Origin of the sequence: Legionella antarctica, from assembly GCF_011764505.1 — a bacterium.
In the GTDB taxonomy this organism is placed as follows: domain Bacteria; phylum Pseudomonadota; class Gammaproteobacteria; order Legionellales; family Legionellaceae; genus Legionella; species Legionella antarctica.
This window is the reverse complement of record NZ_AP022839.1, coordinates 2,501,317-2,522,994: the sequence shown is the minus strand read 5'-3', so window position 1 is coordinate 2,522,994 and position 21,678 is coordinate 2,501,317. Positions and strand designations below refer to the sequence as shown.

The following is a 21,678-nucleotide window of genomic DNA, read 5'->3' as shown; positions in this document are numbered from 1 at the left end:
GAAAAATGGTTAGACAATTATTCTTTAGGTGATAAATAATTACTACACTTTGTAGCAATAACAAGAATGATTGTTAAGTGGATTTTCTATTAATTTTTTTGGGTTTATCTTCGTTTGGAGAAATCGAATCTTTATTTAACTGGTTTCTATACATTTTTTCATAAATTGATAAAGTATTTTCCAAGCTATGGGACGAAATAATGTGTCTGCTTTGTTGTCCCATTCTATTTTTCAGTTCATCAGGAAGCTGGAAAAAATGCTTTATCTTATTTGCTAAATCATCATAATCACCAGGCTTAAATAGATAGCCATTCAAATTTTCTTTCACCAAAGCAGGTAGAGCTAAAGCATCAGCTAACATAACCGGTAGTGAAGCTGACATTGCCTCCAGGGTGGCCAAAGATTGGAGTTCTGCAGTGCTGGGCATGCAGAAGATAGACGCTCGGAGATAGGCTTTACGTAATCCCTGATCATCAATGCATCCTAAAAACTTTACCTGATCTTCAATTTTTAATGTGCTGGTGTCATGGGTCACGATTACTAGCCCACCCTCTGGCCACTCAAAGTAGCCCACTTAGGGTAAATTTTTTTAACTCACTTGTCATCTACTAAATTAAATTTCGGTATAAATTTTTTCCTGTATGACTCCCCATCAAGAACAATTCGATAAGCTTTATTTACGATACGATCTAATGCTGCGTTTGCCATAACCGGATCATAAAATAGCTCCATCCATCCTTCTATTTTACGGTTAGTAGTTATAATTAGCATAGAGTTTACATGGATAGCTGCTATTAAATCATACAGATCAGTGGACTGTTCTGGCGATAATGCTTTCAGCCCGAAGTCATCTAAAATAAGCACATCGTATCGTGAGTAACGTTTAAAAAGCGCAGTCCATGTTTCATCCGCTCTTGCTTGGTGGAACTGATTTAACAGTTCATTCGCTCTTATAAAGCAGACTTTTTTATGTCGTTGACATGCCATTAGACCCAGGGCTTGAGCCAGGTGAGTCTTTCCGGTGCCAACAGGTCCCATGATGATGACATGGTTTTTTTCTTTGATAAACTTCCCTGTCATCAGGGTGCGGATGGCTTGTGTGACTTGTGTTGAATATCGAGCCAGTTCAAAATTTTCAAAACACTGAGGCTCCTCAAATCGAGCTTGCCTTACACGCCCAGCAAGCAATTTTTGTTGACGAGCCTCATCCTCATCCTGAAACAACATTGAGAGCAACTCTTCATAAGAGAGGGACGCTGCGCGAGCCTGTTCTACTCTTGCTAGCAGTGTGTCTGGGATCCCTGTCAAACGTAGTTTTTTTGCAAGCTCTAACATATTGATATCACTCATAATGAGCCTCCATCGTTGAGCTGTAATCACTTGCTGCGCGAATATAGGCAAAGTTCTCATGATTGGCCGAGCGCTTAGTGGAGAATGTTCTCGTGTCTTTTTTATCCAGGCCTTCCGTGAGGATTTTTTTCAATGATTGATGAGTATAATTATCAAATAAAATCGCGCGTAAACATGCATTTTCAAGGCGCTCATTACCGTATTCCTCAACCAAGCGGATGTAATATAGGCGCGGTTTTCTGGACACAAAAAAAGGTTTTTTAAGAGCTATTCTTCTTAATACAAAGAGGAGAATAAAATGTCTAAAAAGCGAGCTTATTATACGGCGGCCAAGAAGGCAAAAATAACGCTAGCTGCGATTGAGGGGAAACTCACACAAGCGCAAATTACCAGTGAATACGGTGTTCACGCAACGCAGGTAAAAACTTGGAAGCAATCGGCCATCAAAGCCATTAACGATTTATTCTCTGGGGCTAATGAAAAAGAAGCCAAGTCCCAAGAGCAGCTTGTTGAGGCATTATATCAAGAAATTGGTCGACTTCAAGCGCAGCTATCTTGGCTAAAAAAAAAGCATGAACTTTAGTCTGGATGAAAAGCGCGTCATGATTGATCCTCTTGCCGAGCTCACCATTCGTGAACAATGCTTGCTATTAGACTTGCCTGTTTCAAGTTATTATTATAGTGCCAAGCCCATTTCTGTCGAAGATGAAGCGCTTATGGCGCTACTTGATGAGCACTATCTGCAGTATCCATGTGAAGGTAAAATTAAGCGGGCAAGATGGCTGTCAAAAGAAGTAGGCTATCCTGTTGGTAAACGTCGAGTAAAAAAGTTGATGGAAATGATGGGGTTATCGACTGTTTACCCAAAGCCAAATACAAGCGTTCCCAATAAGGAGCATGAGGTGTTCCCTTATTTATTAAAAGAGGTGGATATCACCAAACCAAATCAGGTTTGGGCCGCAGATATCACCTACATCCGCATGAAAGGAAAGCATGTGTATTTAGTAGCTATTATGGACTGGTATAGTCGTTATGTGATTGGATGGGCTATTTCACCTACTATGGAGGCTGAATTTTGTATTGAGGCGCTTAGAAACGCTTTGCTGCATTCGCGTTGTGAGATCTTTAACACGGATCAGGGTTCTCAATTTACCTCAAAAGATTGGATAAATACGCTAAAATCTCACCACATTTCTATCAGCATGGATGGGCGAGGACGTTATTTAGATAATATATTTATCGAGCGATTGTGGCGTAGTGTTAAGCAAGAAAAAATCTACCGGTATGATTTTGATACAATTGAAGAGGTTGAGCTGGCCTTAACGGAGTATTTTGAGTATTATAATAACCGAAGGCTTCACCAGTCCTTTAATTATTTAACGCCCGCAGAGGTGTATTATGGCCGGAAAAGACCATAAACCCTAAATGAGAGCGTCATGACTTACCCACAAGGCCCACAGGCCTATACGAGAAAGTGAAGCTCTCCTGACCTGTGGACTTGTGGATAAGTCATTCTGATAGAGTTGTGGTAAAATGACCTAAGACAATTCGTAGTAGCAATCACTATTCATACGGTATTGAGTAGGTTTAAATAGGTTAATTTGAGTGAATTTTTAACTATAAATGATGGATGAATAGCTCTTATTTTTCCTTAATTTTGTTCCAGACATGCGGACCCATATCAGTCATTGGGATCCGTTTCCCACTGTCCACGCCCGTAGTTACGAATATGGGTCTTAATCAAAGCATGATTCACATAGGCCTGAACGGTCTTCAAGCCAACTCTAATTTTAACCTTTGTCCCGATATGTATCGTTGGCACAGAATAAAAATTACCAGCAACAACAAAATGATGGTCACGATGAACTTGAGCATCCATCCAAATGGGCATATCAAAAGCGCCTGCTGGCAGTGGGTTTAATAAATTAAATTCTTCATTTTTAAATACGTCAATTGGCTTTTCACCAGTGGTACTGCAGATGACGTGCGATACCTTATTAGCGCACCAATCACGTGCAAAGGCGTTCATCGAGGCCAAATCATCATAGGTTATCCCCGCGATAACCTGTTCTTTTACCAATTGAACACTACGCTCAACCTTCCCCTTGTGCTCGGGCGTTCGAGCCTTCGCCGGATCGGCTATAAAGTCATAAAAGCGAGATAACTCTGCATAGGTTTCATTGACCGTTGGATCATAAATATGTGCTTTAATAATTCCCGATTTCAAATTGTCTAAAAGAATGCAGTTGGGCACGCCTCCAAAAAAATGAAAGGCATTGATATGGCTTTGCGCCCATGATTGCTGATTTTGAGAATGTACAAACTCAACATATCGATACCGACTATGTGATAACGTCATAATAAAAGCGTATGTTTTTTTATTATTGATAAACCCAACAAACGCATAGTCAACTTGTGCTTCATGCCCAGGCTTTGTTAACAAATGTACCGTAGCCTTAGGCAACGAGGGGAAATGACGTTCAATATAACGACTAAGACTTCTTCGACTGCTAACAAGACCATTATCGCTTAAAATTCGGTGTATCTGCATATGGGTAATCCACTTCTCAGTGAGGAGTGATGCTATTTTTTCGTGATGCGCCTCAAGTTCTTTTTCTGATTTATTGGGTCTGTTGTTGGCTGTAGTATTAACGATTTTATTATGTATCTGCAAAGCGATAACTTCGAGCTCATCATTGGAAATATCCTCCTGATAACCCAAATCCTTGGCCATTGAAACGTACTTGCGTATGCTCATTCGTGAAACGCTTAGAGACTTTTCAATATTGCGTTGAGTCATCCCTTTTTTGTGCTGATATAGCACCTCTCTAATTTCTGCCATTGTTTTAATCCTCATCTCATAACAAATCCGTTAGTTATTGGTAATGACCAAACTAACACTGTTTATTTGCTACTCAAAGTGGGACTCAGAGATGGCCATGGAGTGGGCCATTAATCGTGGCCAAACCCGACCTTTAGTGGGCTAGTAATCGTGGCCCATGACAAGCTGGCTAATTGACGTAATTCATCATGAAGTTCTCCTTCACCTATAATTTCCAAGGTGATTTTCATCGAGGCGGAAAGCTTGGCAATTGCCTTAATTAGCACATCGATATTTTTTTCTTGTGCTAGACGTCCTACAAATAGAACTGTGGGATTGTCATTTTTCATACTGACTTCATGTTCCCTTAGTTCGTATAAACCCGGATCAATCCCGTTGGAAACCGCTATTATCCCTTCAATAGTAACATTTTTACTAAGGTGTTGGATTGCTAATTGCGTGGGGGCAGTAATGACATCCACATTACTTAATACTTTTTCTGTATCACGACATAGATATCGGATAAACCATTTTTTCATGTTCTGAGGCAAAGGAAGGAAAGGTGCTATGTTATCGGGCATCACATGTATTGTTGCAACAACGGGTATTTTACGTATTTTGGCTTCTTTTATAGCAAGTCTACCCAGAGAGAAATGACATTGGACATGCACAATATCTGGACTTTTTTCTTCAAAAATTTGTTTGATAAGGCGTTTGACTTGCCAGGGAAAGCATACTCTGAACGTGGTATGTGTGATAACTGAATGTGATTTTAATCGGAACTCAGTATATCCATGATTGGTTGTTGTATGGCTTGTTCCCTTCGTGGAACAAGGGGCTATAACGGATACATCATGTCCTTTTTTACTTAATCCTTCAGCCAGTCTTTGTCCAAAGCGTGCTGCACCGTTTACTTCTGGTGGAAAAGTTTCTGCGACTATAAAAATTGATAATTTTTTTTTAGTCATTACTTCCTCAATTAAAAGGTTTTTGGGGCTTATTGATTTAGCAACGTCCATACAGGTCATCGAAACGGACTATATCGTCTTCTGCAAGGTATGAACCGCATTGAACCTCAATGAGGATCAAAAGTTCATCATAAGGATTTTCTAATTTATGTTTTTTTCCTATAGGTACATATAAGGATTCATTTGGATTGATATAAACATCAATGCCATCCAGATTAGCTTTGGCTTTCCCTTGAACTACTACCCAGTGTTCACTACGATGATGATGCATTTGCAAGCTTAGAGATGCCTTGGGATTTACTTGTATGTGCTTAATTTTAAAGCCTTTACCCTCATCAAGAATTGAGTAAGAACCCCAGGGGCGATGTTCTATGCTTTGATCTTTATAGGTTTTATGATTGACCTTTTTTAATTGTTCATAAATAATTTTTATATTCTGAGCTTCATTTTTGTCTGCAACTAATAAAGCATCGCTGGTGTCAATAATCATTAAATTATTGATCCCTAGTGCGGCAATAATTCGATGGTCACTTTTGATATATGAGTTAGAGACATTATTCAAAATCACCTCTGCATCAATCTGGTTTCCTGAATTATCTGCAGGAATTAAATCGGCTACATTGTCCCATGATCCAAGATCCTTCCAACCAATATCACAAGGTACTGTTGCGATGTTATTGGATTTTTCTAAAATAGCATAATCAATGCTTGCATTGTCGATAAGCTTATAGGTTTCAATATCCAGTGTGACCTTGTTATAATCTTCAGAGGAAATAATTCTTGATGATTCGAAACAATTTTTTGTGGCCTGATAAAGTTCAGGACAATGTTTTTGGGCTTCCTCGAGTATTATGCCTGTTTTAAAACAAAACATGCCGGAATTCCAGAGGTAATTATCCGATTTGAGATACTCTACCGCTTTATCATAAGAAGGTTTTTCTATAAATCCAAGAACTTCAGAGCCACTAACTTCAATATATCCATAGGCAGTTTGAGGCTTGTCAGGCTTAATGCCGAAGGTAACAAGCCTATCCTGTGTGGCAAGATCGGTGGCAATTTTTACAGCCTCTTCGAATGAACTTTGATTTTCAACTAGATGATCGGCGGGTAAAACCAATAACAGGGCATTCATATTATATTTTTTTGCTATAAAAAATGCGGCTGTTAGGATGGCTGAACAGGTGTTGCAAGGGTATGGCTCTAGGATGAATGACAATTCTTTGTTTGTTTTATTTAACTCAGAGTAGTTATCTAAAGTTTTAAAGAAAAAGTCTTGATTAGTAACGGTTATAATCTCTTTTGTACTTTTTAAATCATAGGCTTTTTGAAAGTTTTTTTGTAAAAGGCTATAGCCGTCTTGAAGTTTTATAAAAGGTTTCGGGTGTGACAAACGAGATACAGGCCACAGTCTGGTACCTTCTCCACCTGATAATATCGTTGGTATTATTTGTATCATCTCGCTTTCCTTATTTATCGTTCACTAAAAAAAAGGAAATTAATAGAGTAAGTATAGTGATATGGGTCCGCATGTCTGGAACAAAATTAAGGAAAAATAAGAGCTATTCATCCATCATTTATAGTTAAAAATTCACTCAAATTAACCTATTTAAACCTACTCAATACCGTATGAATAGTGATTGCTACTACGAATTGTCTTAGGTCATTTTACCACAACTCTATCAGAATGACTTATCCACAAGTCCACAGGTCAGGAGAGCTTCACTTTCTCGTATAGGCCTGTGGGCCTTGTGGGTAAGTCATGACGCTCTCATTTAGGGTTTATGGTCTTTTCCGGCCATAATACACCTCTGCGGGCGTTAAATAATTAAAGGACTGGTGAAGCCTTCGGTTATTATAATACTCAAAATACTCCGTTAAGGCCAGCTCAACCTCTTCAATTGTATCAAAATCATACCGGTAGATTTTTTCTTGCTTAACACTACGCCACAATCGCTCGATAAATATATTATCTAAATAACGTCCTCGCCCATCCATGCTGATAGAAATGTGGTGAGATTTTAGCGTATTTATCCAATCTTTTGAGGTAAATTGAGAACCCTGATCCGTGTTAAAGATCTCACAACGCGAATGCAGCAAAGCGTTTCTAAGCGCCTCAATACAAAATTCAGCCTCCATAGTAGGTGAAATAGCCCATCCAATCACATAACGACTATACCAGTCCATAATAGCTACTAAATACACATGCTTTCCTTTCATGCGGATGTAGGTGATATCTGCGGCCCAAACCTGATTTGGTTTGGTGATATCCACCTCTTTTAATAAATAAGGGAACACCTCATGCTCCTTATTGGGAACGCTTGTATTTGGCTTTGGGTAAACAGTCGATAACCCCATCATTTCCATCAACTTTTTTACTCGACGTTTACCAACAGGATAGCCTACTTCTTTTGACAGCCATCTTGCCCGCTTAATTTTACCTTCACATGGATACTGCAGATAGTGCTCATCAAGTAGCGCCATAAGCGCTTCATCTTCGACAGAAATGGGCTTGGCACTATAATAATAACTTGAAACAGGCAAGTCTAATAGCAAGCATTGTTCACGAATGGTGAGCTCGGCAAGAGGATCAATCATGACGCGCTTTTCATCCAGACTAAAGTTCATGCTTTTTTTTTAGCCAAGATAGCTGCGCTTGAAGTCGACCAATTTCTTGATATAATGCCTCAACAAGCTGCTCTTGGGACTTGGCTTCTTTTTCATTAGCCCCAGAGAATAAATCGTTAATGGCTTTGATGGCCGATTGCTTCCAAGTTTTTACCTGCGTTGCGTGAACACCGTATTCACTGGTAATTTGCGCTTGTGTGAGTTTCCCCTCAATCGCAGCTAGCGTTATTTTTGCCTTCTTGGCCGCCGTATAATAAGCTCGCTTTTTAGACATTTTATTCTCCTCTTTGTATTAAGAAGAATAGCTCTTAAAAAACCTTTTTTTGTGTCCAGAAAACCGCGCCTATATTAACCAAGACATGTTCCGCCACCAGAGTCGGGCGTTAATAAACCACACAACATTCTGATTAAAGTTGTTTTTCCAGAACCATTAGGACCTAAAAAACCAAAAATTTCGCCATATTTAACTTCTAAACTAACATCCTTAACAGAAGGTACCTCTGAAAAGTATTTGTATAAATTTTGTGCTTCAATAATATAACTGGAATTTTGCATAATCCCCTCAACTAAAAGCTGATACTAACAGGCTGTCCTGGATGTACAGTCGCATTCTTTGCATTAAGTTCTACTGATGCTTCAATTCGAAAAATAAGGCGTTCTTTTTCCTCATTACTGTAAATAATAGGAGGGGTATATTCAGCTTTTGTAGAAATATAGCTTATCCTTGCATCAACAGGTTCAGGAGCACCATCGTAAGTTACCTTAATTTTTTGATTTATTTTGATTTTTGCTAGAATATTTTGAGGAGCAAAAAATATAATCTTAATTTGACTTGGATCCAGTAACGACATCACCGGTGTTCCCGAGGGTATATACTCTCCTTCGGTATAGAATGTATCGAAAACCAAGGCAGTTTTGGGCGCCAGTACCTTCTGTTGTTTTATACTCCACTTCTCTTTTTGCTCTTGCGCTTTTACCGAAGTAAGGTTTGCCTGAGCTATTTTTTTATTTTGGATGGCCTGCTCGTAATTTAATATACTATTTTCCCATTCTTCTTTTGAAATAATATCCTTACTTGATAAAATAGTATTTCTGTCTTTATTAAGTTTCTGCATCTTGTAAAGGTCATTCGCCTTTCTTAAATCTTCAAGGGCTGCCTCAACTTTTGCTTGGGCAATTGCGAGATTTTGACTGGAAGTGTCTGATTCTAAAGTAAATAGTAATTGATTTTTTCGCACAGTCATTCCCTTTTCTACACTAAATAATTTTAAGGTACCTGGGATGAGTGTTGTTATATAAATATACTGTCCCTCCACATAGCCATTGAATTTAAGGGGCGAGGAATTCTCACAACCACTCAGCAAAAAGATTAAGGCTATGATACTAAAGTAATTAAGCATAACTTTTATTTTGGAAAGGCCCGAAAAATGATTATTCATAGTAACTTTTTTTTTAGCTTTATAAAATTATAGTAGTGAATTTAAAAAAAGAACTAATTTGTTTCCTGAAAAATACCTTAGTCAGCAGCTGCTATAATTAAAAAATATACAACCTCAATAGGCAGCACTAATATCTTATTAGCTGTTGAGAATTTTAGGTGGCTGGAGTTGTGTTATGAGTTATAAGGGTTTTATTAATTCTGATCTCAGTCTAAATAGAACGAATATATCAGGCTACAATTCGGCGCCCGATATCCTTTTAAACACTAATGATCATACAGACATAGTACGTCTACTTAACTATGTCTGTCTTAATCGATATCTGCCAAAATCTCCCGCAGAAGCATTAGCTGTAGAAACATTCAAATATGCAAGAGATTTTATTCTTAGAAATTCTATCGATAAGATAACTTTTGACTGGGATAACACTCTTTATAGCTCTCTTGTAATCCAAGGAGCCAATGTTTTTCCGGCAAAACTTTTTAAAAATAAACCACCAAAATATTTTTGTAATAAACTCTTGACTGCAATTGAAGCTCCCAGGCCATTTATGGAGGAATTAGTCCTTGGCATGATGGTCGGGTTTGCAATAAAGCAAAATTTAACTTTATTTACTGAGTGGGAAAATTATAAGCCCCAGCTTGCGATTGTAACCTTAACCTGGCCAGAAAGGCTGGCTGAGTTGGCAAAAACTTACGTTCCATTATTATCTGTAATTGAGGGTTGTTTTCCTGGTACAGTCAATCTATCGGAAAAAATATTAACAAATAAAGGTATCCTGTCAGAATCGCCGGGTAAGTGTCTGCCACTGAGTCCGGATTAATCCGAGCCGCGCGCGTCAGCAAGCGGAATTCTTTAAAAATATTCAAAATACCTATTGACACGGTTTTTCTGTAAAACTGATGTTTTTCCATATCAAACGTAAGTCATGCAATATGCATGCCCTAAGATCCCCAAGATCACAATGTAGCCCCTTTCACTAATAAAACATCTCCCTCCTGAGGTCAGATTTTTTCTTAGCCCTTAGTGGCGTTAAAACTCGAAAAATGCGTTCAAAAAAAGTCATGTTATGATTGCCGTATCAGCATTAGTAACGCAGTGGTAGATGATGAAACGCCAAGAAATCAAACAAGTTTTAGATGAGTTAACAAAAGATATCGATAGTCTTGCCGACAAAAAGGCCGTGACTATCATTAAGGTATTGGTTAATTTGGTCGAAATGCTTGCCGAAGAAAATGCTTTGCTCAGAGAGGAAAACCAAGTATTACGTGATGAGATAAACCGCCTTAAGGGTGAACAGGGCAAACCTAATATTCGCGGTCAATCCAAAGGTAGCAATGGCGATAATACAGGCAATTCCAATCATTCATCTGAAGGAGATCGCAATAAACGTGGTAAAGGGAACAATAAAAACACAGGCAAAGACAAAAAAAACGTACGTATTGATAGACGTGTTACGATTGCTCTGGACAAAGCAACGCTGCCAGATGACGCCAAGTTCAAGGGTTTTGAGATTCGAATCATCCAGGATCTAAAAATCATCACGGATAATGTTGAATTCAAGCTGGAAACGTATTACTCACCATCTTTGAAAAAAACCTTTATTGCGCCGATTCCTGGCGAATATAAGGGCAGTGAATTTGGTCCTGGGGTTAAAGCGCTGGTCATCACATTATACCGTGATGCAGGGATGACGGAGAGCGCCATTGAGCGCTTTTTAAAAACATGTGGTATTCAAATATCACATGGTAAAATTGCTTCCATGCTGACAGAAGGCAATGATATTTTTCATCAGGAAAAAGAAGATATTGTCGATGCCGGTAGCAACGCAGGCTTGTACCAGCAGATGGATGACACAGGCAGTCGTGTTAACGGCAAAAATCACTACACCCATGTTTTATGTAATGACTTTTTTACAGCATACTTCACTCGTCGTAAAAAAGATCGCTTGACCTTATTGGAGTTGCTGTGTCGAGACCAATTAAAGTTTATGTTTAATCAGGAGGCTTATGAGTTAATGGATGAGTTTGGTCTCGCAAAAAAATGGTTGGATCAAATTAAACCAATGCTGCATGCACAACCCCTCACACGTGAATCAATCGATAGTTTGATGGGAACACTTTTTCCAAATCCAAAAAAACACAGCACGAATCGACGCATAATTCTTGAGTCAGCAGCTCTTGCCTATTATCAGCACTCGAAATACTTCATCCATTATTTAATGACAGATGATGCGCCTCAGTTTAATAAATTGGCCCTACATCATGCGCTGTGCTGGATCCATGAAGGTCGTCTAATATAGGCGCGGTTTTCTGGACACAAAAAAAGGTTTTTTAAGAGCTATTCTTCTTAATACAAAGAGGAGAATAAAATGTCTAAAAAGCGAGCTTATTATACGGCGGCCAAGAAGGCAAAAATAACGCTAGCTGCGATTGAGGGGAAACTCACACAAGCGCAAATTACCAGTGAATACGGTGTTCACGCAACGCAGGTAAAAACTTGGAAGCAATCGGCCATCAAAGCCATTAACGATTTATTCTCTGGGGCTAATGAAAAAGAAGCCAAGTCCCAAGAGCAGCTTGTTGAGGCATTATATCAAGAAATTGGTCGACTTCAAGCGCAGCTATCTTGGCTAAAAAAAAAGCATGAACTTTAGTCTGGATGAAAAGCGCGTCATGATTGATCCTCTTGCCGAGCTCACCATTCGTGAACAATGCTTGCTATTAGACTTGCCTGTTTCAAGTTATTATTATAGTGCCAAGCCCATTTCTGTCGAAGATGAAGCGCTTATGGCGCTACTTGATGAGCACTATCTGCAGTATCCATGTGAAGGTAAAATTAAGCGGGCAAGATGGCTGTCAAAAGAAGTAGGCTATCCTGTTGGTAAACGTCGAGTAAAAAAGTTGATGGAAATGATGGGGTTATCGACTGTTTACCCAAAGCCAAATACAAGCGTTCCCAATAAGGAGCATGAGGTGTTCCCTTATTTATTAAAAGAGGTGGATATCACCAAACCAAATCAGGTTTGGGCCGCAGATATCACCTACATCCGCATGAAAGGAAAGCATGTGTATTTAGTAGCTATTATGGACTGGTATAGTCGTTATGTGATTGGATGGGCTATTTCACCTACTATGGAGGCTGAATTTTGTATTGAGGCGCTTAGAAACGCTTTGCTGCATTCGCGTTGTGAGATCTTTAACACGGATCAGGGTTCTCAATTTACCTCAAAAGATTGGATAAATACGCTAAAATCTCACCACATTTCTATCAGCATGGATGGGCGAGGACGTTATTTAGATAATATATTTATCGAGCGATTGTGGCGTAGTGTTAAGCAAGAAAAAATCTACCGGTATGATTTTGATACAATTGAAGAGGTTGAGCTGGCCTTAACGGAGTATTTTGAGTATTATAATAACCGAAGGCTTCACCAGTCCTTTAATTATTTAACGCCCGCAGAGGTGTATTATGGCCGGAAAAGACCATAAACCCTAAATGAGAGCGTCATGACTTACCCACAAGGCCCACAGGCCTATACGAGAAAGTGAAGCTCTCCTGACCTGTGGACTTGTGGATAAGTCATTCTGATAGAGTTGTGGTAAAATGACCTAAGACAATTCGTAGTAGCAATCACTATTCATACGGTATTGAGTAGGTTTAAATAGGTTAATTTGAGTGAATTTTTAACTATAAATGATGGATGAATAGCTCTTATTTTTCCTTAATTTTGTTCCAGACATGCGGACCCATATCAGTCATTATAAAAAACTCACTCCATTCTCAGATATGAATCAGAATATATTGGCTGTATTTCTTGAGCAATTATGGGATTTCTACCATGCATTATTGACTTACAAGACGGCTCCATCTCAATCAATGGCCCAACAACTATCAATGCAATTTGATACTTTGTTCGCAACCACGACAGGCTATGATGTTTTAGATCAACGCATTGCAAAGACACGTGCTAAAAAACAAGCGTTATTATTGGTGTTAGACCATCCATTTCTGCCATTGCACAACAATGCCTCTGAATTAGGGACACGGTTTCAAGCAAGGATACGCGACATCAATCTCCAAACGGTCTCCCAAAATGGCACCAAATCAAAGGATACGTTTGCCACGATTGTACAGACGGCCAGAAAACTGAAAGTTAACGTTTATCAGTATATTTACGATAGGGTGACTAAAAAATTTGAAATGCCATCATTGGCTGAATTAATCTTACTTAAAGTGCGGCAGGTTCCATGCACCACATAAGCATCTCGAGATAATTCCGCTTGCTGACGCGCGCGGCTCGGATTAGTCCGGGCTCAGTGGCAGACACTTACCCGGCGATTCTGACAGGATACAAATAAAGCACGTGCCTTTATCCATTTAAATGATTTTACTGATTATATTTCAACTCTTCTGGACAAATTGATATGCACCGAACTTGGCGATTTGCCTCTTCAACAACAGATGGATTTGCAAGCATGTTTTCAATTAAGAAAAGGATATAAATTAAAGTATCTTGAAGTGATAGAAAATAAAGGATGGTTTGGTGATAATCACATTCATTTTGATGATTGTTTCTTAACGTTAAAACATCTGGATTCATACCCTGCTAAAAATATTTCTACACTTTTAGTTCGACAAGCGTATCCGTTCGGTGAAATACACCTAGAGGAATAAGTGAAAATTGAAGAAGATCGCTACACCATAACTATTGGAGTAGACGATGACAAAAAGAGATGAGTACTGGAGTGACATGGTTAAATCCTATGAGGAAAGTGGTTTAGCACCAGGATTATTTTGCCGTAATAAAGGAATATCAGACTCCAGGCTCAGATTTTATCGCAATAAATTCAAGAAAGAGTCTAAAGCAGTTACCCCAGCCAAAGAGGCTTTATTTGAGCCACTTATTATTACTCCATTACCTTCTGCTAAGGCAGTGTTTAAATTAGTTATTGAACTCCCTAATAAAATACGCTGTGAACTTGATGCAGCTGACCATCAACACCGACTGATATTATTAAGGGAGTTGATGACCTTATGTTAATTCCAGATGATGTTCAAGTGCATTTATATTGTGGAATAACTGATATGCGCAAATCCATTAATACTCTAGCCATTCTGGTGCATGAAGTTTTTGGAATGGAGCTTAGTGCAGGTCATTTATTTTTGTTTCGTAGCAGAGGAGGAGATAAGTTAAAAGCACTGTACTATGAAGAGCAGAGTTTTACCTTATGGTACCGCAGATTAGAGAAAGGGAAATTCATTTTCCCCCGCAATACCCAAGGTCATATTGAGCTGACAAAAGAGCACTTAAAATGGCTCATGGCCAGCAATAAATTCACCTTTCATCAAGGAGGAAACCCGGTGATTTACCGTGATTTTCATTGAAAAACACTGAAGAAATCATGGTGGTTATGGTATAATATCACCATTAAAACAAGCACTAAACCAGCCATGATTTCCTCAAAAGACCAATCACTTTTAATGCCTTTGCAGGAAGAAATTAATCAATTAAAAAAAGAAGCTCTGGAATGGAAGCAAAAGTATTTTAATATGCTAGAGCAATTCAAACTGGCTCAACAGCGTAAATACTCTCCCTCATCTGAACACAATATTCTGCAAGGCGAGTTGCAATTTGATGAAGCAGAAAGCATAGAGGTCACAGAGCTGCCGCAAGAAGATAATACAATTACGGTCACCTATACTCGCAAAAAACCAGTACGACGCCCATTACCTCCAGAGTTACCCCGTGAAACCATTGAGCATGACATTGCAGAAGAAGAAAAACTGTGTGCTTGCGGCTGTATGAAGCAACGTATTGGCGAAGAGGTCACGGAACAGCTAGAGTTTGTTCCTGCAAAGCTGACGGTCATTGCCCATGTGCGACCCAAATATGCATGTAATCGTTGTGATGAAGGGGTAAGCATTGCCCCTATGCCGCAATTATTCCTTCCTAAAAGCATTGCCACACCAAGCCTTGTAGCTCATGCCATTATTAGTAAATACCAAGACCACCTCCCTTTATACCGTCAAGAGCACATCTGGAAACGAATGGGCATTGAGATGGCTCGCAATACAGTATGTGGATGGATAATGGCAGCATCTGAGGTATGTAGCCCAATGAGGAACGCTCTAATCAAAGAGCTGGTTGCATCAAACTACCTTCAGGCCGATGAAACACCACTTCAGGTGATGGATGAGCCTAATCGAAAAAATACATCCAAGAGCTATATGTGGGTATACCAGAATCACAAACCGGATAAAAAAATCATTGTGTTTGATTATCGTGAAACCCGACAAGCCCAATGGCCTAAAGAACTACTTAAAGAGTTTAAAGGCTATTTACAAACAGATGGGTATGTTGGTTATGACTGGGTTGATGACCATCCTGATATTATTCATTTGGGATGTTTTGCACATGCCAGACGTCCTTTTGCTGAGCTTGTCAAACTGGCTAAAACCACAGGTAAATCACATCAGGCCGTGGCGTATATTCAAAAGCTCTATGCCATTGAAAAAATTGCTCGGGATGGGAACTATACGGCAGAACAACGCTATCAGATAAGGCTCGAACAATCAAAACCCATTCTTGACGCTTTAAAGACTTGGCTTGACCAATCCTTAAAAAATGCGGTACCCAAATCAAAGCTGGGTGATGCCTTAGTTTACATGTCTCAGCGATGGAAGGAGCTTACTGCTTATTTGCTTGATGGGATGCTCGAGATTGATAATAATGCCATTGAAAACATCATTAGGCCTTTTGCTCTGGGCAGAAAAAACTGGCTCATGTCTGGAAGCCCTAGAGGGGCTCATGCTGGGGCATTATTCTATAGCCTTATTGCAACAGCTAAGTCCAATGGCCTTAATCCTTTTGATTACCTCAAAGTCCTCTTCGAAAAAATCCGCTTCTGTAAAACCGCAGAAGACTTCACGAATCTTCTTCCTTTTAATCTCAAGATGAATTAACCCCTTCTTCTAATGCAACCCGTAGTTCACCGAACGGATACCGACAAGCACAATCGAATGCGCTTCAAATAAGAGCCATGGACAGGATGTATTTGCCATCGTTATATAGTTCGATTGATAGAGTACGAAAAAAAAGCATGTCTTATATTGCAAAAAAAGAATATTTTAATTCCACTATACTCAATATAATTGACGTATTAAACAGAGGTGTTTATCAAGAGGATTGCTTTTCAGCGCTTTATCAACGTCATACAATTCCACCAGGAATGAATCTAACTTTTTATGAGAGTTCTACTTTAGTGGGCAATTTTTGGCAAAACTACATACAGCCAATTTCCTTACTTCAAGCGAAATTGCATGCTGCAAAAAAATAATAATTCAACTAGGGTCTGTTGACATTTCACCTGCTGTCTACGTGCCGCGGCTTGTCCCTGTCTCTTGATCACATCTTATCCATGTAGATGCTTTGAGCGATTAGAAATCCTTCTATTCGCTCATTCAATTTAAACCAACCGTTCCAAATAGTTGACCATGACGATTTACCAGTTCTCTTGGAGTTGGTCCATCCACCAAGTTTGGCAATTGCTTTGAATGCCCAGTATGCATCAGGAGTTTGAGATGGAAACTCCGTTTTCTCCACCGTTTTCCATAAAACCCTCCATTCAACCTCGCTCAATAACTCATCACAAGGAACACAAACATGTTCCGCATCCAGGAGTTGAGAGTCTGGCTCAAAATACTCTTTGAGTTGAAGTAATCTAATGGCTAAAAAAGATAGAATGACTATCATTTTTTCTAAATTATCAGCAGATTGCATTCGTAAAAGTTCTACGTTTGTTCCGGATTTCCATGCTTTATGAAAGTCCTCGATACGCCACCTGAGTTCATAATATCGGATCACTTTCCTTGCTTGTTCAAAAGAGAAAATATCTTCTGTCGTTATTAATATCCACTCCAAAATAGCTTCTGTTTGAGGATGTGTTTCAGTGGCATATACTACATTCACTGAGACGGGCTTTAATGGTTCTTCTCCATTTCTGCGCTCGGGCGGTTGCAGACTTACTTTGACTGCCTTTATCATTAATTCAACTTGACGTTTTGTCAATCGTTTATCGCCTAGCTCAATACCACTAAATAATGCCTCTGACCATACACTAGAATCGCTTAATGCCGAATTCATAAAACTCACCTTATTTAAAAATAATAAGGTGAATTTGATCATTATTTCTTCTTACATACAAGATGTGTAGGAGATTCAGGGACAAGCCAGGGCACGTAGACAGCAGGTGAAATGTCAACAGACCCTAATACCCTCCTAATTAGATCCGATCCCTTTAAGTTTACTCATGTATTGATACCAGGTACAAATCAAAGTAATTAACTGGTGCCATTTTCATCAGTCCTTTTATTGGAATGGGCCTATTTGAGGAGCAGATGATTTTGGTTCATCGTCGGGTCTTTTTTCGGGCTCCCTATTAAAAAATTTTAATTTATCAATTGGTTTTGTTTCTTTAACCTTGGCTAACAATTTAGCAGGATCCGATTCCTCTGAAACTTCAGCATGAGACCATGCCTTGATGTTTTTTCTTGTCATAAGTTCTGGTGGGATTGTATCAGCTAATTTAATGAATCTTTCAAAAACCTCTTGGCTAATGCTTGCATCTTCTTTTAACTGTAAAAGCAACTGCAAATTGATCTCTTTAAACAGTAGTGGAATGTCGTGTTCCAAAAGAGTTTTTTTATCAACAGCTCTATCTAAGTCACGATATTCTATATTTAAATAACTGGCAACTTTCATAGACTCTTCGAGATTAAGCGTGTTGAATAACATAATTCCTTCGTCTGTATGGTAATGAGCGGGGAGGGTCTTAACAATGTCCTTTACTGCTGGGTCTCTGATTTTATCTAATTGCTCTTCAATTTTCATATTAATGTTCATTGATATAAATTCATAGGAGTCTAGTTCACACAGGGTTATCAATTTCGCTTGGAATATTTTAATTTCTTGTTGTAGGGTACTCTGAAATCGGTTGGAGGTCTCTAACGAGATTTCATTATTAATTCGATTAAGTGTCTCTATTGACTGTACTATTTTTTCAAGAATCTGTTCTTTTGAAAGGGGATGACAATCCAAAAGTGAGTTAATCTCCTGTCCAACTTGCATTAAAACCTCACATTGCTTGATACGCACTTCATCGCGAAATCCTTTGTACCATTGCCTTGATCGTTTTTTGTTATATACATGTACCATTCGTATTAAACCATCTGCAACCTTATTTAGCTCAACTTCAAAAAGCAGTTTTGAGGAATATTTTGACCAGACAATAGCACTGAGGTTTTCTCTATTCACATTATTGGGCGAGAGAAGTTTTAAAAGGTCCTGTTTCTCATTTGCTAAAATAGTAGTCGTATTTAAAAGCTCTTGTTCAATGAAAGGCCAGTTGCGATTGTAGGAAATATAATTTTGCGTTTCAAGAGATAGCATTGAGTAATTAGGCACGCCATAAGGTGATTTGGCGATTAAAAATGCCAACAATTCATTCGGTTTATTCTCTGCCAGTAATTTTATTACTTCTTCTCGAAATATTTTTATCGTCTCATATCCTTCACTAACGATGTGATTTTTATGATGTAAACGATTTGAAGTACCGCTTTTAAGGGCTTCTGCATGATTCTCAAAATCACCCAAGGGGTATTTTCCTTTGGTTTGTAAGGTAAAAAAATCTAAAAAATGACAAGAGATCCTTGATTTGTAAGAAAAAATAGCCCCTTTTTTATCTGGATCTATAACAAGGAACTCGTCAAAATGAGGAGAGTCTCTGATAACCCTATAATTATCGGTAAATTTCTTAGTGATATGCGCTTGTTGAGTAACCGCTAGAGAGGTTTTAAGCCCAAGCGCAGCTAAGTGGTTGTTGACATATCCGTAAATAATTGGCTCTATGTCTTGCCCTTGAGCAAGACCCTCTTTAACCAATCTGCTAATTTGAGTAGCATGCGGCTCTTTATCAAAAAATTTGCCAAAATTCGCCTTGGATAATTCGTTTTTTTTACAATAAATGTTGATCTCGGCTAGTAAATATTGGACCCTGATTGACATGAGTTCCGCTAGTTGTTCTGGGCTAATTCCCTTATCAGCAGGATCATAGAACACACTACCTTTGTTCTCGACGCCAAGCAATATCTCGCATAATTCTGGATTTTCCCAGGTAATTGGATCCAAACTACTGTCTATAAGTGTGTTAATCCACTCTTCAATAACATCGTGTTCATTTATACCCATTAGCTCCATAAAGTTCAAATCCATAGTTTGTCCAGAGCGATTTTTTTCCAGTGATGTTATTTCGGGAATAATTTTAACCAATTCATTTTGAATGATTATTTTTAAATCGTTCAGTTTTTTTTCGCGTGCCTCGACAGGAACATTCATGTTTTTGTCTTCGATTGCACTTAAAACTTTTTGTATTACCTGTTCTTTAGGTGATTTTCGATTGATTAAAAGTGGCGTGGAGTCTTCTGGCTGGAATGCTGAGCGTAATCGAGCTCCCAATCCCTTAGTAAGTGCCTTGAAACCCCAAATCGCATACCTGGATCTGTTTCTCATTAGACTGAATAAGGGATCGTAAAATTTTGTAAATGGATCTGGGTGATGCGGGGAAAGTCTTACTACAAATGCGTTGTTTGCTGACTTTATTATTTTATGAATGGTAGAGGGGAGCTCTGGAATTCCTACTGTAAATAGCCGATTAATACCAGTATTGTAGTTATCTTTTATTTCTCCAATCAGATTGATGTATTTTTCAATTTGCTCAAGTCTTTGTTTTTTCTCTCTCATTAAATCTTGATAAGCACAACGGGATATGCCTTTTTGGCTTTGAATAGCAGAGATGTCATTTAATAAACGGTCCTTATAGCGACGAAGAATATTTTCTGCAGAGTTACTGTTTGTTCCGAAAAAAGTTTGCAATTCACGTGCGGATTCACAAGTATTATCAATTGCTATTTCCTGCCCCCCAATAATAGGTAAAAGCAGGTGAACCCTATTATCGTTATCAATAAAAATGTAATCACAATCTTCTGGTTCATCAAAAACTATCACGGGAAGTAATATAGGCGCGGTTTTCTGGACACAAAAAAAGGTTTTTTAAGAGCTATTCTTCTTAATACAAAGAGGAGAATAAAATGTCTAAAAAGCGAGCTTATTATACGGCGGCCAAGAAGGCAAAAATAACGCTAGCTGCGATTGAGGGGAAACTCACACAAGCGCAAATTACCAGTGAATACGGTGTTCACGCAACGCAGGTAAAAACTTGGAAGCAATCGGCCATCAAAGCCATTAACGATTTATTCTCTGGGGCTAATGAAAAAGAAGCCAAGTCCCAAGAGCAGCTTGTTGAGGCATTATATCAAGAAATTGGTCGACTTCAAGCGCAGCTATCTTGGCTAAAAAAAAAGCATGAACTTTAGTCTGGATGAAAAGCGCGTCATGATTGATCCTCTTGCCGAGCTCACCATTCGTGAACAATGCTTGCTATTAGACTTGCCTGTTTCAAGTTATTATTATAGTGCCAAGCCCATTTCTGTCGAAGATGAAGCGCTTATGGCGCTACTTGATGAGCACTATCTGCAGTATCCATGTGAAGGTAAAATTAAGCGGGCAAGATGGCTGTCAAAAGAAGTAGGCTATCCTGTTGGTAAACGTCGAGTAAAAAAGTTGATGGAAATGATGGGGTTATCGACTGTTTACCCAAAGCCAAATACAAGCGTTCCCAATAAGGAGCATGAGGTGTTCCCTTATTTATTAAAAGAGGTGGATATCACCAAACCAAATCAGGTTTGGGCCGCAGATATCACCTACATCCGCATGAAAGGAAAGCATGTGTATTTAGTAGCTATTATGGACTGGTATAGTCGTTATGTGATTGGATGGGCTATTTCACCTACTATGGAGGCTGAATTTTGTATTGAGGCGCTTAGAAACGCTTTGCTGCATTCGCGTTGTGAGATCTTTAACACGGATCAGGGTTCTCAATTTACCTCAAAAGATTGGATAAATACGCTAAAATCTCACCACATTTCTATCAGCATGGATGGGCGAGGACGTTATTTAGATAATATATTTATCGAGCGATTGTGGCGTAGTGTTAAGCAAGAAAAAATCTACCGGTATGATTTTGATACAATTGAAGAGGTTGAGCTGGCCTTAACGGAGTATTTTGAGTATTATAATAACCGAAGGCTTCACCAGTCCTTTAATTATTTAACGCCCGCAGAGGTGTATTATGGCCGGAAAAGACCATAAACCCTAAATGAGAGCGTCATGACTTACCCACAAGGCCCACAGGCCTATACGAGAAAGTGAAGCTCTCCTGACCTGTGGACTTGTGGATAAGTCATTCTGATAGAGTTGTGGTAAAATGACCTAAGACAATTCGTAGTAGCAATCACTATTCATACGGTATTGAGTAGGTTTAAATAGGTTAATTTGAGTGAATTTTTAACTATAAAT

The 21,678-nt window shown here is 38.8% G+C and carries 24 protein-coding genes and 2 pseudogenes; 13 read left to right on the top strand and 13 right to left on the bottom strand.

What is annotated here, in order from left to right:
• Positions 1 to 73: 73 nt before the first annotated feature.
• Genes HRS36_RS11990 through HRS36_RS11980 form a run of 3 tightly spaced genes read right to left on the bottom strand, consistent with a single transcriptional unit; the run spans position 74 to position 1,597 of the window.
• Positions 74 to 535, bottom strand: coding sequence for a glycosyltransferase (locus HRS36_RS11990; protein ID WP_173237482.1), 462 nt, complete (start codon positions 533 to 535; stop codon positions 74 to 76).
• A gap of 59 nt (positions 536 to 594) precedes the next feature.
• The gene (istB, locus tag HRS36_RS11985) at positions 595 to 1,350 is read right to left on the bottom strand and encodes an IS21-like element helper ATPase IstB (protein ID WP_173235440.1); all 756 of its coding nucleotides are present in this window, start codon (positions 1,348 to 1,350) and stop codon (positions 595 to 597) included.
• Positions 1,343 to 1,597: a hypothetical protein gene (locus HRS36_RS11980; RefSeq protein WP_173237481.1), complete on the bottom strand. Its 255-nt coding sequence runs from the start codon at positions 1,595 to 1,597 to the stop codon at positions 1,343 to 1,345. The genes istB and HRS36_RS11980 overlap by 8 nt, the downstream gene beginning before the upstream one ends.
• A 51-nt stretch (positions 1,598 to 1,648) precedes the next feature.
• On the opposite strand from HRS36_RS11980, the gene HRS36_RS11975 reads away from it, so the two are divergent.
• Positions 1,649 to 1,933 carry a transposase gene (locus HRS36_RS11975; protein ID WP_173235475.1) on the top strand — a complete coding sequence of 95 codons (285 nt, stop codon included), beginning with the start codon at positions 1,649 to 1,651 and terminating at the stop codon, positions 1,931 to 1,933.
• On the top strand, positions 1,923 to 2,768 hold the full coding sequence (locus HRS36_RS11970) for an IS3 family transposase (protein WP_173235473.1): 846 nt from the start codon (positions 1,923 to 1,925) through the stop codon (positions 2,766 to 2,768). Before HRS36_RS11975 ends, HRS36_RS11970 begins: the two co-directional genes overlap by 11 nt.
• A 263-nt stretch (positions 2,769 to 3,031) precedes the next feature.
• Here the strand turns inward: HRS36_RS11970 and istA are convergent, their stop codons facing one another.
• From istA to HRS36_RS11935, 7 genes and pseudogenes are all read right to left on the bottom strand, one after another.
• A complete protein-coding gene (gene istA, locus HRS36_RS11965; RefSeq protein WP_173237480.1) occupies positions 3,032 to 4,207 on the bottom strand; it encodes an IS21 family transposase in 1,176 nt (391 codons plus the stop codon).
• A gap of 95 nt (positions 4,208 to 4,302) precedes the next feature.
• Entirely contained in the window at positions 4,303 to 5,139 is an 837-nt protein-coding gene (locus HRS36_RS11960; protein ID WP_173237479.1) for a glycosyltransferase, read from the bottom strand.
• A 37-nt stretch (positions 5,140 to 5,176) separates the two neighbouring features.
• Positions 5,177 to 6,595 carry a mannose-1-phosphate guanylyltransferase/mannose-6-phosphate isomerase gene (locus tag HRS36_RS11955; protein ID WP_226905459.1) on the bottom strand — a complete coding sequence of 473 codons (1,419 nt, stop codon included), beginning with the start codon at positions 6,593 to 6,595 and terminating at the stop codon, positions 5,177 to 5,179.
• Between the two features lie 323 nt (positions 6,596 to 6,918).
• Entirely contained in the window at positions 6,919 to 7,764 is an 846-nt protein-coding gene (locus HRS36_RS11950) for an IS3 family transposase (RefSeq protein WP_173235473.1), read from the bottom strand.
• Positions 7,754 to 8,038, bottom strand: a complete 285-nt coding sequence (locus HRS36_RS11945; protein ID WP_173235475.1) for a transposase — start codon at positions 8,036 to 8,038, stop codon at positions 7,754 to 7,756. Before HRS36_RS11945 ends, HRS36_RS11950 begins: the two co-directional genes overlap by 11 nt.
• 77 nt (positions 8,039 to 8,115) lie before the next feature.
• Positions 8,116 to 8,319 (bottom strand): annotated as a pseudogene (locus tag HRS36_RS11940) (ATP-binding cassette domain-containing protein); the annotation flags it as partial.
• An 11-nt stretch (positions 8,320 to 8,330) separates the two neighbouring features.
• Complete coding sequence (locus HRS36_RS11935; protein WP_173237478.1) at positions 8,331 to 9,203, bottom strand: HlyD family secretion protein; 873 nt, start codon at positions 9,201 to 9,203, stop codon at positions 8,331 to 8,333.
• A gap of 175 nt (positions 9,204 to 9,378) precedes the next feature.
• Between HRS36_RS11935 and HRS36_RS11930 the strand changes: the two genes are divergently transcribed.
• The 5 genes from HRS36_RS11930 to HRS36_RS11910 all read left to right on the top strand — a co-directional run bounded on the left by HRS36_RS11930 (position 9,379) and on the right by HRS36_RS11910 (position 13,466).
• Positions 9,379 to 10,026, top strand: a complete 648-nt coding sequence (locus tag HRS36_RS11930; RefSeq protein WP_173237477.1) for a hypothetical protein — start codon at positions 9,379 to 9,381, stop codon at positions 10,024 to 10,026.
• A gap of 282 nt (positions 10,027 to 10,308) precedes the next feature.
• Positions 10,309 to 11,505 (top strand): cell division protein ZapB, encoded by a 1,197-nt coding sequence (locus tag HRS36_RS11925; RefSeq protein ID WP_173237476.1) that lies wholly within the window; start codon positions 10,309 to 10,311, stop codon positions 11,503 to 11,505.
• A gap of 69 nt (positions 11,506 to 11,574) precedes the next feature.
• Entirely contained in the window at positions 11,575 to 11,859 is a 285-nt protein-coding gene (locus HRS36_RS11920) for a transposase (RefSeq protein ID WP_173235475.1), read from the top strand.
• The gene (locus tag HRS36_RS11915) at positions 11,849 to 12,694 is read left to right on the top strand and encodes an IS3 family transposase (RefSeq protein ID WP_173235473.1); all 846 of its coding nucleotides are present in this window, start codon (positions 11,849 to 11,851) and stop codon (positions 12,692 to 12,694) included. The genes HRS36_RS11920 and HRS36_RS11915 overlap by 11 nt, the downstream gene beginning before the upstream one ends.
• A gap of 250 nt (positions 12,695 to 12,944) precedes the next feature.
• Positions 12,945 to 13,466, top strand: coding sequence for a hypothetical protein (locus HRS36_RS11910; RefSeq protein WP_173237475.1), 522 nt, complete (start codon positions 12,945 to 12,947; stop codon positions 13,464 to 13,466).
• 127 nt (positions 13,467 to 13,593) lie between these two features.
• Here the strand turns inward: HRS36_RS11910 and HRS36_RS11905 are convergent, their stop codons facing one another.
• On the bottom strand, positions 13,594 to 13,806 hold the full coding sequence (locus HRS36_RS11905) for a hypothetical protein (RefSeq protein WP_173237474.1): 213 nt from the start codon (positions 13,804 to 13,806) through the stop codon (positions 13,594 to 13,596).
• A 120-nt stretch (positions 13,807 to 13,926) separates the two neighbouring features.
• Here HRS36_RS11905 and tnpA point away from each other — a divergent pair, with 120 nt between their 5' ends.
• The 4 genes from tnpA to HRS36_RS11885 all read left to right on the top strand — a co-directional run bounded on the left by tnpA (position 13,927) and on the right by HRS36_RS11885 (position 16,543).
• On the top strand, positions 13,927 to 14,247 hold the full coding sequence (gene tnpA / locus HRS36_RS11900; RefSeq protein ID WP_173236280.1) for an IS66 family insertion sequence element accessory protein TnpA: 321 nt from the start codon (positions 13,927 to 13,929) through the stop codon (positions 14,245 to 14,247).
• A complete protein-coding gene (gene tnpB / locus HRS36_RS11895; protein ID WP_173236281.1) occupies positions 14,241 to 14,591 on the top strand; it encodes an IS66 family insertion sequence element accessory protein TnpB in 351 nt (116 codons plus the stop codon). Before tnpA ends, tnpB begins: the two co-directional genes overlap by 7 nt.
• 66 nt (positions 14,592 to 14,657) lie before the next feature.
• Positions 14,658 to 16,169 (top strand): IS66 family transposase, encoded by a 1,512-nt coding sequence (gene tnpC / locus HRS36_RS11890; RefSeq protein WP_173236282.1) that lies wholly within the window; start codon positions 14,658 to 14,660, stop codon positions 16,167 to 16,169.
• Between the two features lie 77 nt (positions 16,170 to 16,246).
• Positions 16,247 to 16,543 carry a hypothetical protein gene (locus HRS36_RS11885; RefSeq protein WP_173237473.1) on the top strand — a complete coding sequence of 99 codons (297 nt, stop codon included), beginning with the start codon at positions 16,247 to 16,249 and terminating at the stop codon, positions 16,541 to 16,543.
• 68 nt (positions 16,544 to 16,611) lie between these two features.
• Here HRS36_RS11885 and HRS36_RS11880 read toward each other — a convergent pair.
• Both HRS36_RS11880 and HRS36_RS11875 read right to left on the bottom strand, forming a co-directional pair.
• Positions 16,612 to 17,268: pseudogene (locus HRS36_RS11880) on the bottom strand (IS4 family transposase); the annotation flags it as partial.
• Positions 17,269 to 17,574: 306 nt separating this feature from the next.
• Positions 17,575 to 20,268: a protein SdcA gene (locus HRS36_RS11875; RefSeq protein ID WP_173237471.1), complete on the bottom strand. Its 2,694-nt coding sequence runs from the start codon at positions 20,266 to 20,268 to the stop codon at positions 17,575 to 17,577.
• 83 nt (positions 20,269 to 20,351) lie between these two features.
• On the opposite strand from HRS36_RS11875, the gene HRS36_RS11870 reads away from it, so the two are divergent.
• Together HRS36_RS11870 and HRS36_RS11865 are read left to right on the top strand one after the other, a co-directional pair.
• Entirely contained in the window at positions 20,352 to 20,636 is a 285-nt protein-coding gene (locus tag HRS36_RS11870; RefSeq protein WP_173235475.1) for a transposase, read from the top strand.
• Positions 20,626 to 21,471: an IS3 family transposase gene (locus HRS36_RS11865; RefSeq protein WP_173235473.1), complete on the top strand. Its 846-nt coding sequence runs from the start codon at positions 20,626 to 20,628 to the stop codon at positions 21,469 to 21,471. The genes HRS36_RS11870 and HRS36_RS11865 overlap by 11 nt, the downstream gene beginning before the upstream one ends.
• Positions 21,472 to 21,678: the final 207 nt, after the last annotated feature.

Excerpts from the sequence above, each read along its gene's own strand:
- istB (WP_173235440.1), bottom strand. The coding sequence starts at position 1,350 with ATGAGTGATATCAATATGTTAGAGCTTGCAAAAAAACTACGTTTGACA.
- HRS36_RS11975 (WP_173235475.1), top strand. The coding sequence starts at position 1,649 with ATGTCTAAAAAGCGAGCTTATTATACGGCGGCCAAGAAGGCAAAAATA.
- HRS36_RS11970 (WP_173235473.1), top strand. The coding sequence starts at position 1,923 with ATGAACTTTAGTCTGGATGAAAAGCGCGTCATGATTGATCCTCTTGCC.
- istA (WP_173237480.1), bottom strand. The coding sequence starts at position 4,207 with ATGAGGATTAAAACAATGGCAGAAATTAGAGAGGTGCTATATCAGCAC.
- HRS36_RS11960 (WP_173237479.1), bottom strand. The coding sequence starts at position 5,139 with ATGACTAAAAAAAAATTATCAATTTTTATAGTCGCAGAAACTTTTCCA.
- HRS36_RS11955 (WP_226905459.1), bottom strand. The coding sequence starts at position 6,595 with ATGATACAAATAATACCAACGATATTATCAGGTGGAGAAGGTACCAGA.
- HRS36_RS11950 (WP_173235473.1), bottom strand. The coding sequence starts at position 7,764 with ATGAACTTTAGTCTGGATGAAAAGCGCGTCATGATTGATCCTCTTGCC.
- HRS36_RS11945 (WP_173235475.1), bottom strand. The coding sequence starts at position 8,038 with ATGTCTAAAAAGCGAGCTTATTATACGGCGGCCAAGAAGGCAAAAATA.
- HRS36_RS11935 (WP_173237478.1), bottom strand. The coding sequence starts at position 9,203 with ATGAATAATCATTTTTCGGGCCTTTCCAAAATAAAAGTTATGCTTAAT.
- HRS36_RS11930 (WP_173237477.1), top strand. The coding sequence starts at position 9,379 with ATGAGTTATAAGGGTTTTATTAATTCTGATCTCAGTCTAAATAGAACG.
- HRS36_RS11925 (WP_173237476.1), top strand. The coding sequence starts at position 10,309 with ATGATGAAACGCCAAGAAATCAAACAAGTTTTAGATGAGTTAACAAAA.
- HRS36_RS11920 (WP_173235475.1), top strand. The coding sequence starts at position 11,575 with ATGTCTAAAAAGCGAGCTTATTATACGGCGGCCAAGAAGGCAAAAATA.
- HRS36_RS11915 (WP_173235473.1), top strand. The coding sequence starts at position 11,849 with ATGAACTTTAGTCTGGATGAAAAGCGCGTCATGATTGATCCTCTTGCC.
- HRS36_RS11910 (WP_173237475.1), top strand. The coding sequence starts at position 12,945 with ATGCGGACCCATATCAGTCATTATAAAAAACTCACTCCATTCTCAGAT.
- HRS36_RS11905 (WP_173237474.1), bottom strand. The coding sequence starts at position 13,806 with ATGAATCCAGATGTTTTAACGTTAAGAAACAATCATCAAAATGAATGT.
- tnpA (WP_173236280.1), top strand. The coding sequence starts at position 13,927 with ATGACAAAAAGAGATGAGTACTGGAGTGACATGGTTAAATCCTATGAG.
- tnpB (WP_173236281.1), top strand. The coding sequence starts at position 14,241 with ATGTTAATTCCAGATGATGTTCAAGTGCATTTATATTGTGGAATAACT.
- tnpC (WP_173236282.1), top strand. The coding sequence starts at position 14,658 with ATGATTTCCTCAAAAGACCAATCACTTTTAATGCCTTTGCAGGAAGAA.
- HRS36_RS11885 (WP_173237473.1), top strand. The coding sequence starts at position 16,247 with ATGGACAGGATGTATTTGCCATCGTTATATAGTTCGATTGATAGAGTA.
- HRS36_RS11870 (WP_173235475.1), top strand. The coding sequence starts at position 20,352 with ATGTCTAAAAAGCGAGCTTATTATACGGCGGCCAAGAAGGCAAAAATA.
- HRS36_RS11865 (WP_173235473.1), top strand. The coding sequence starts at position 20,626 with ATGAACTTTAGTCTGGATGAAAAGCGCGTCATGATTGATCCTCTTGCC.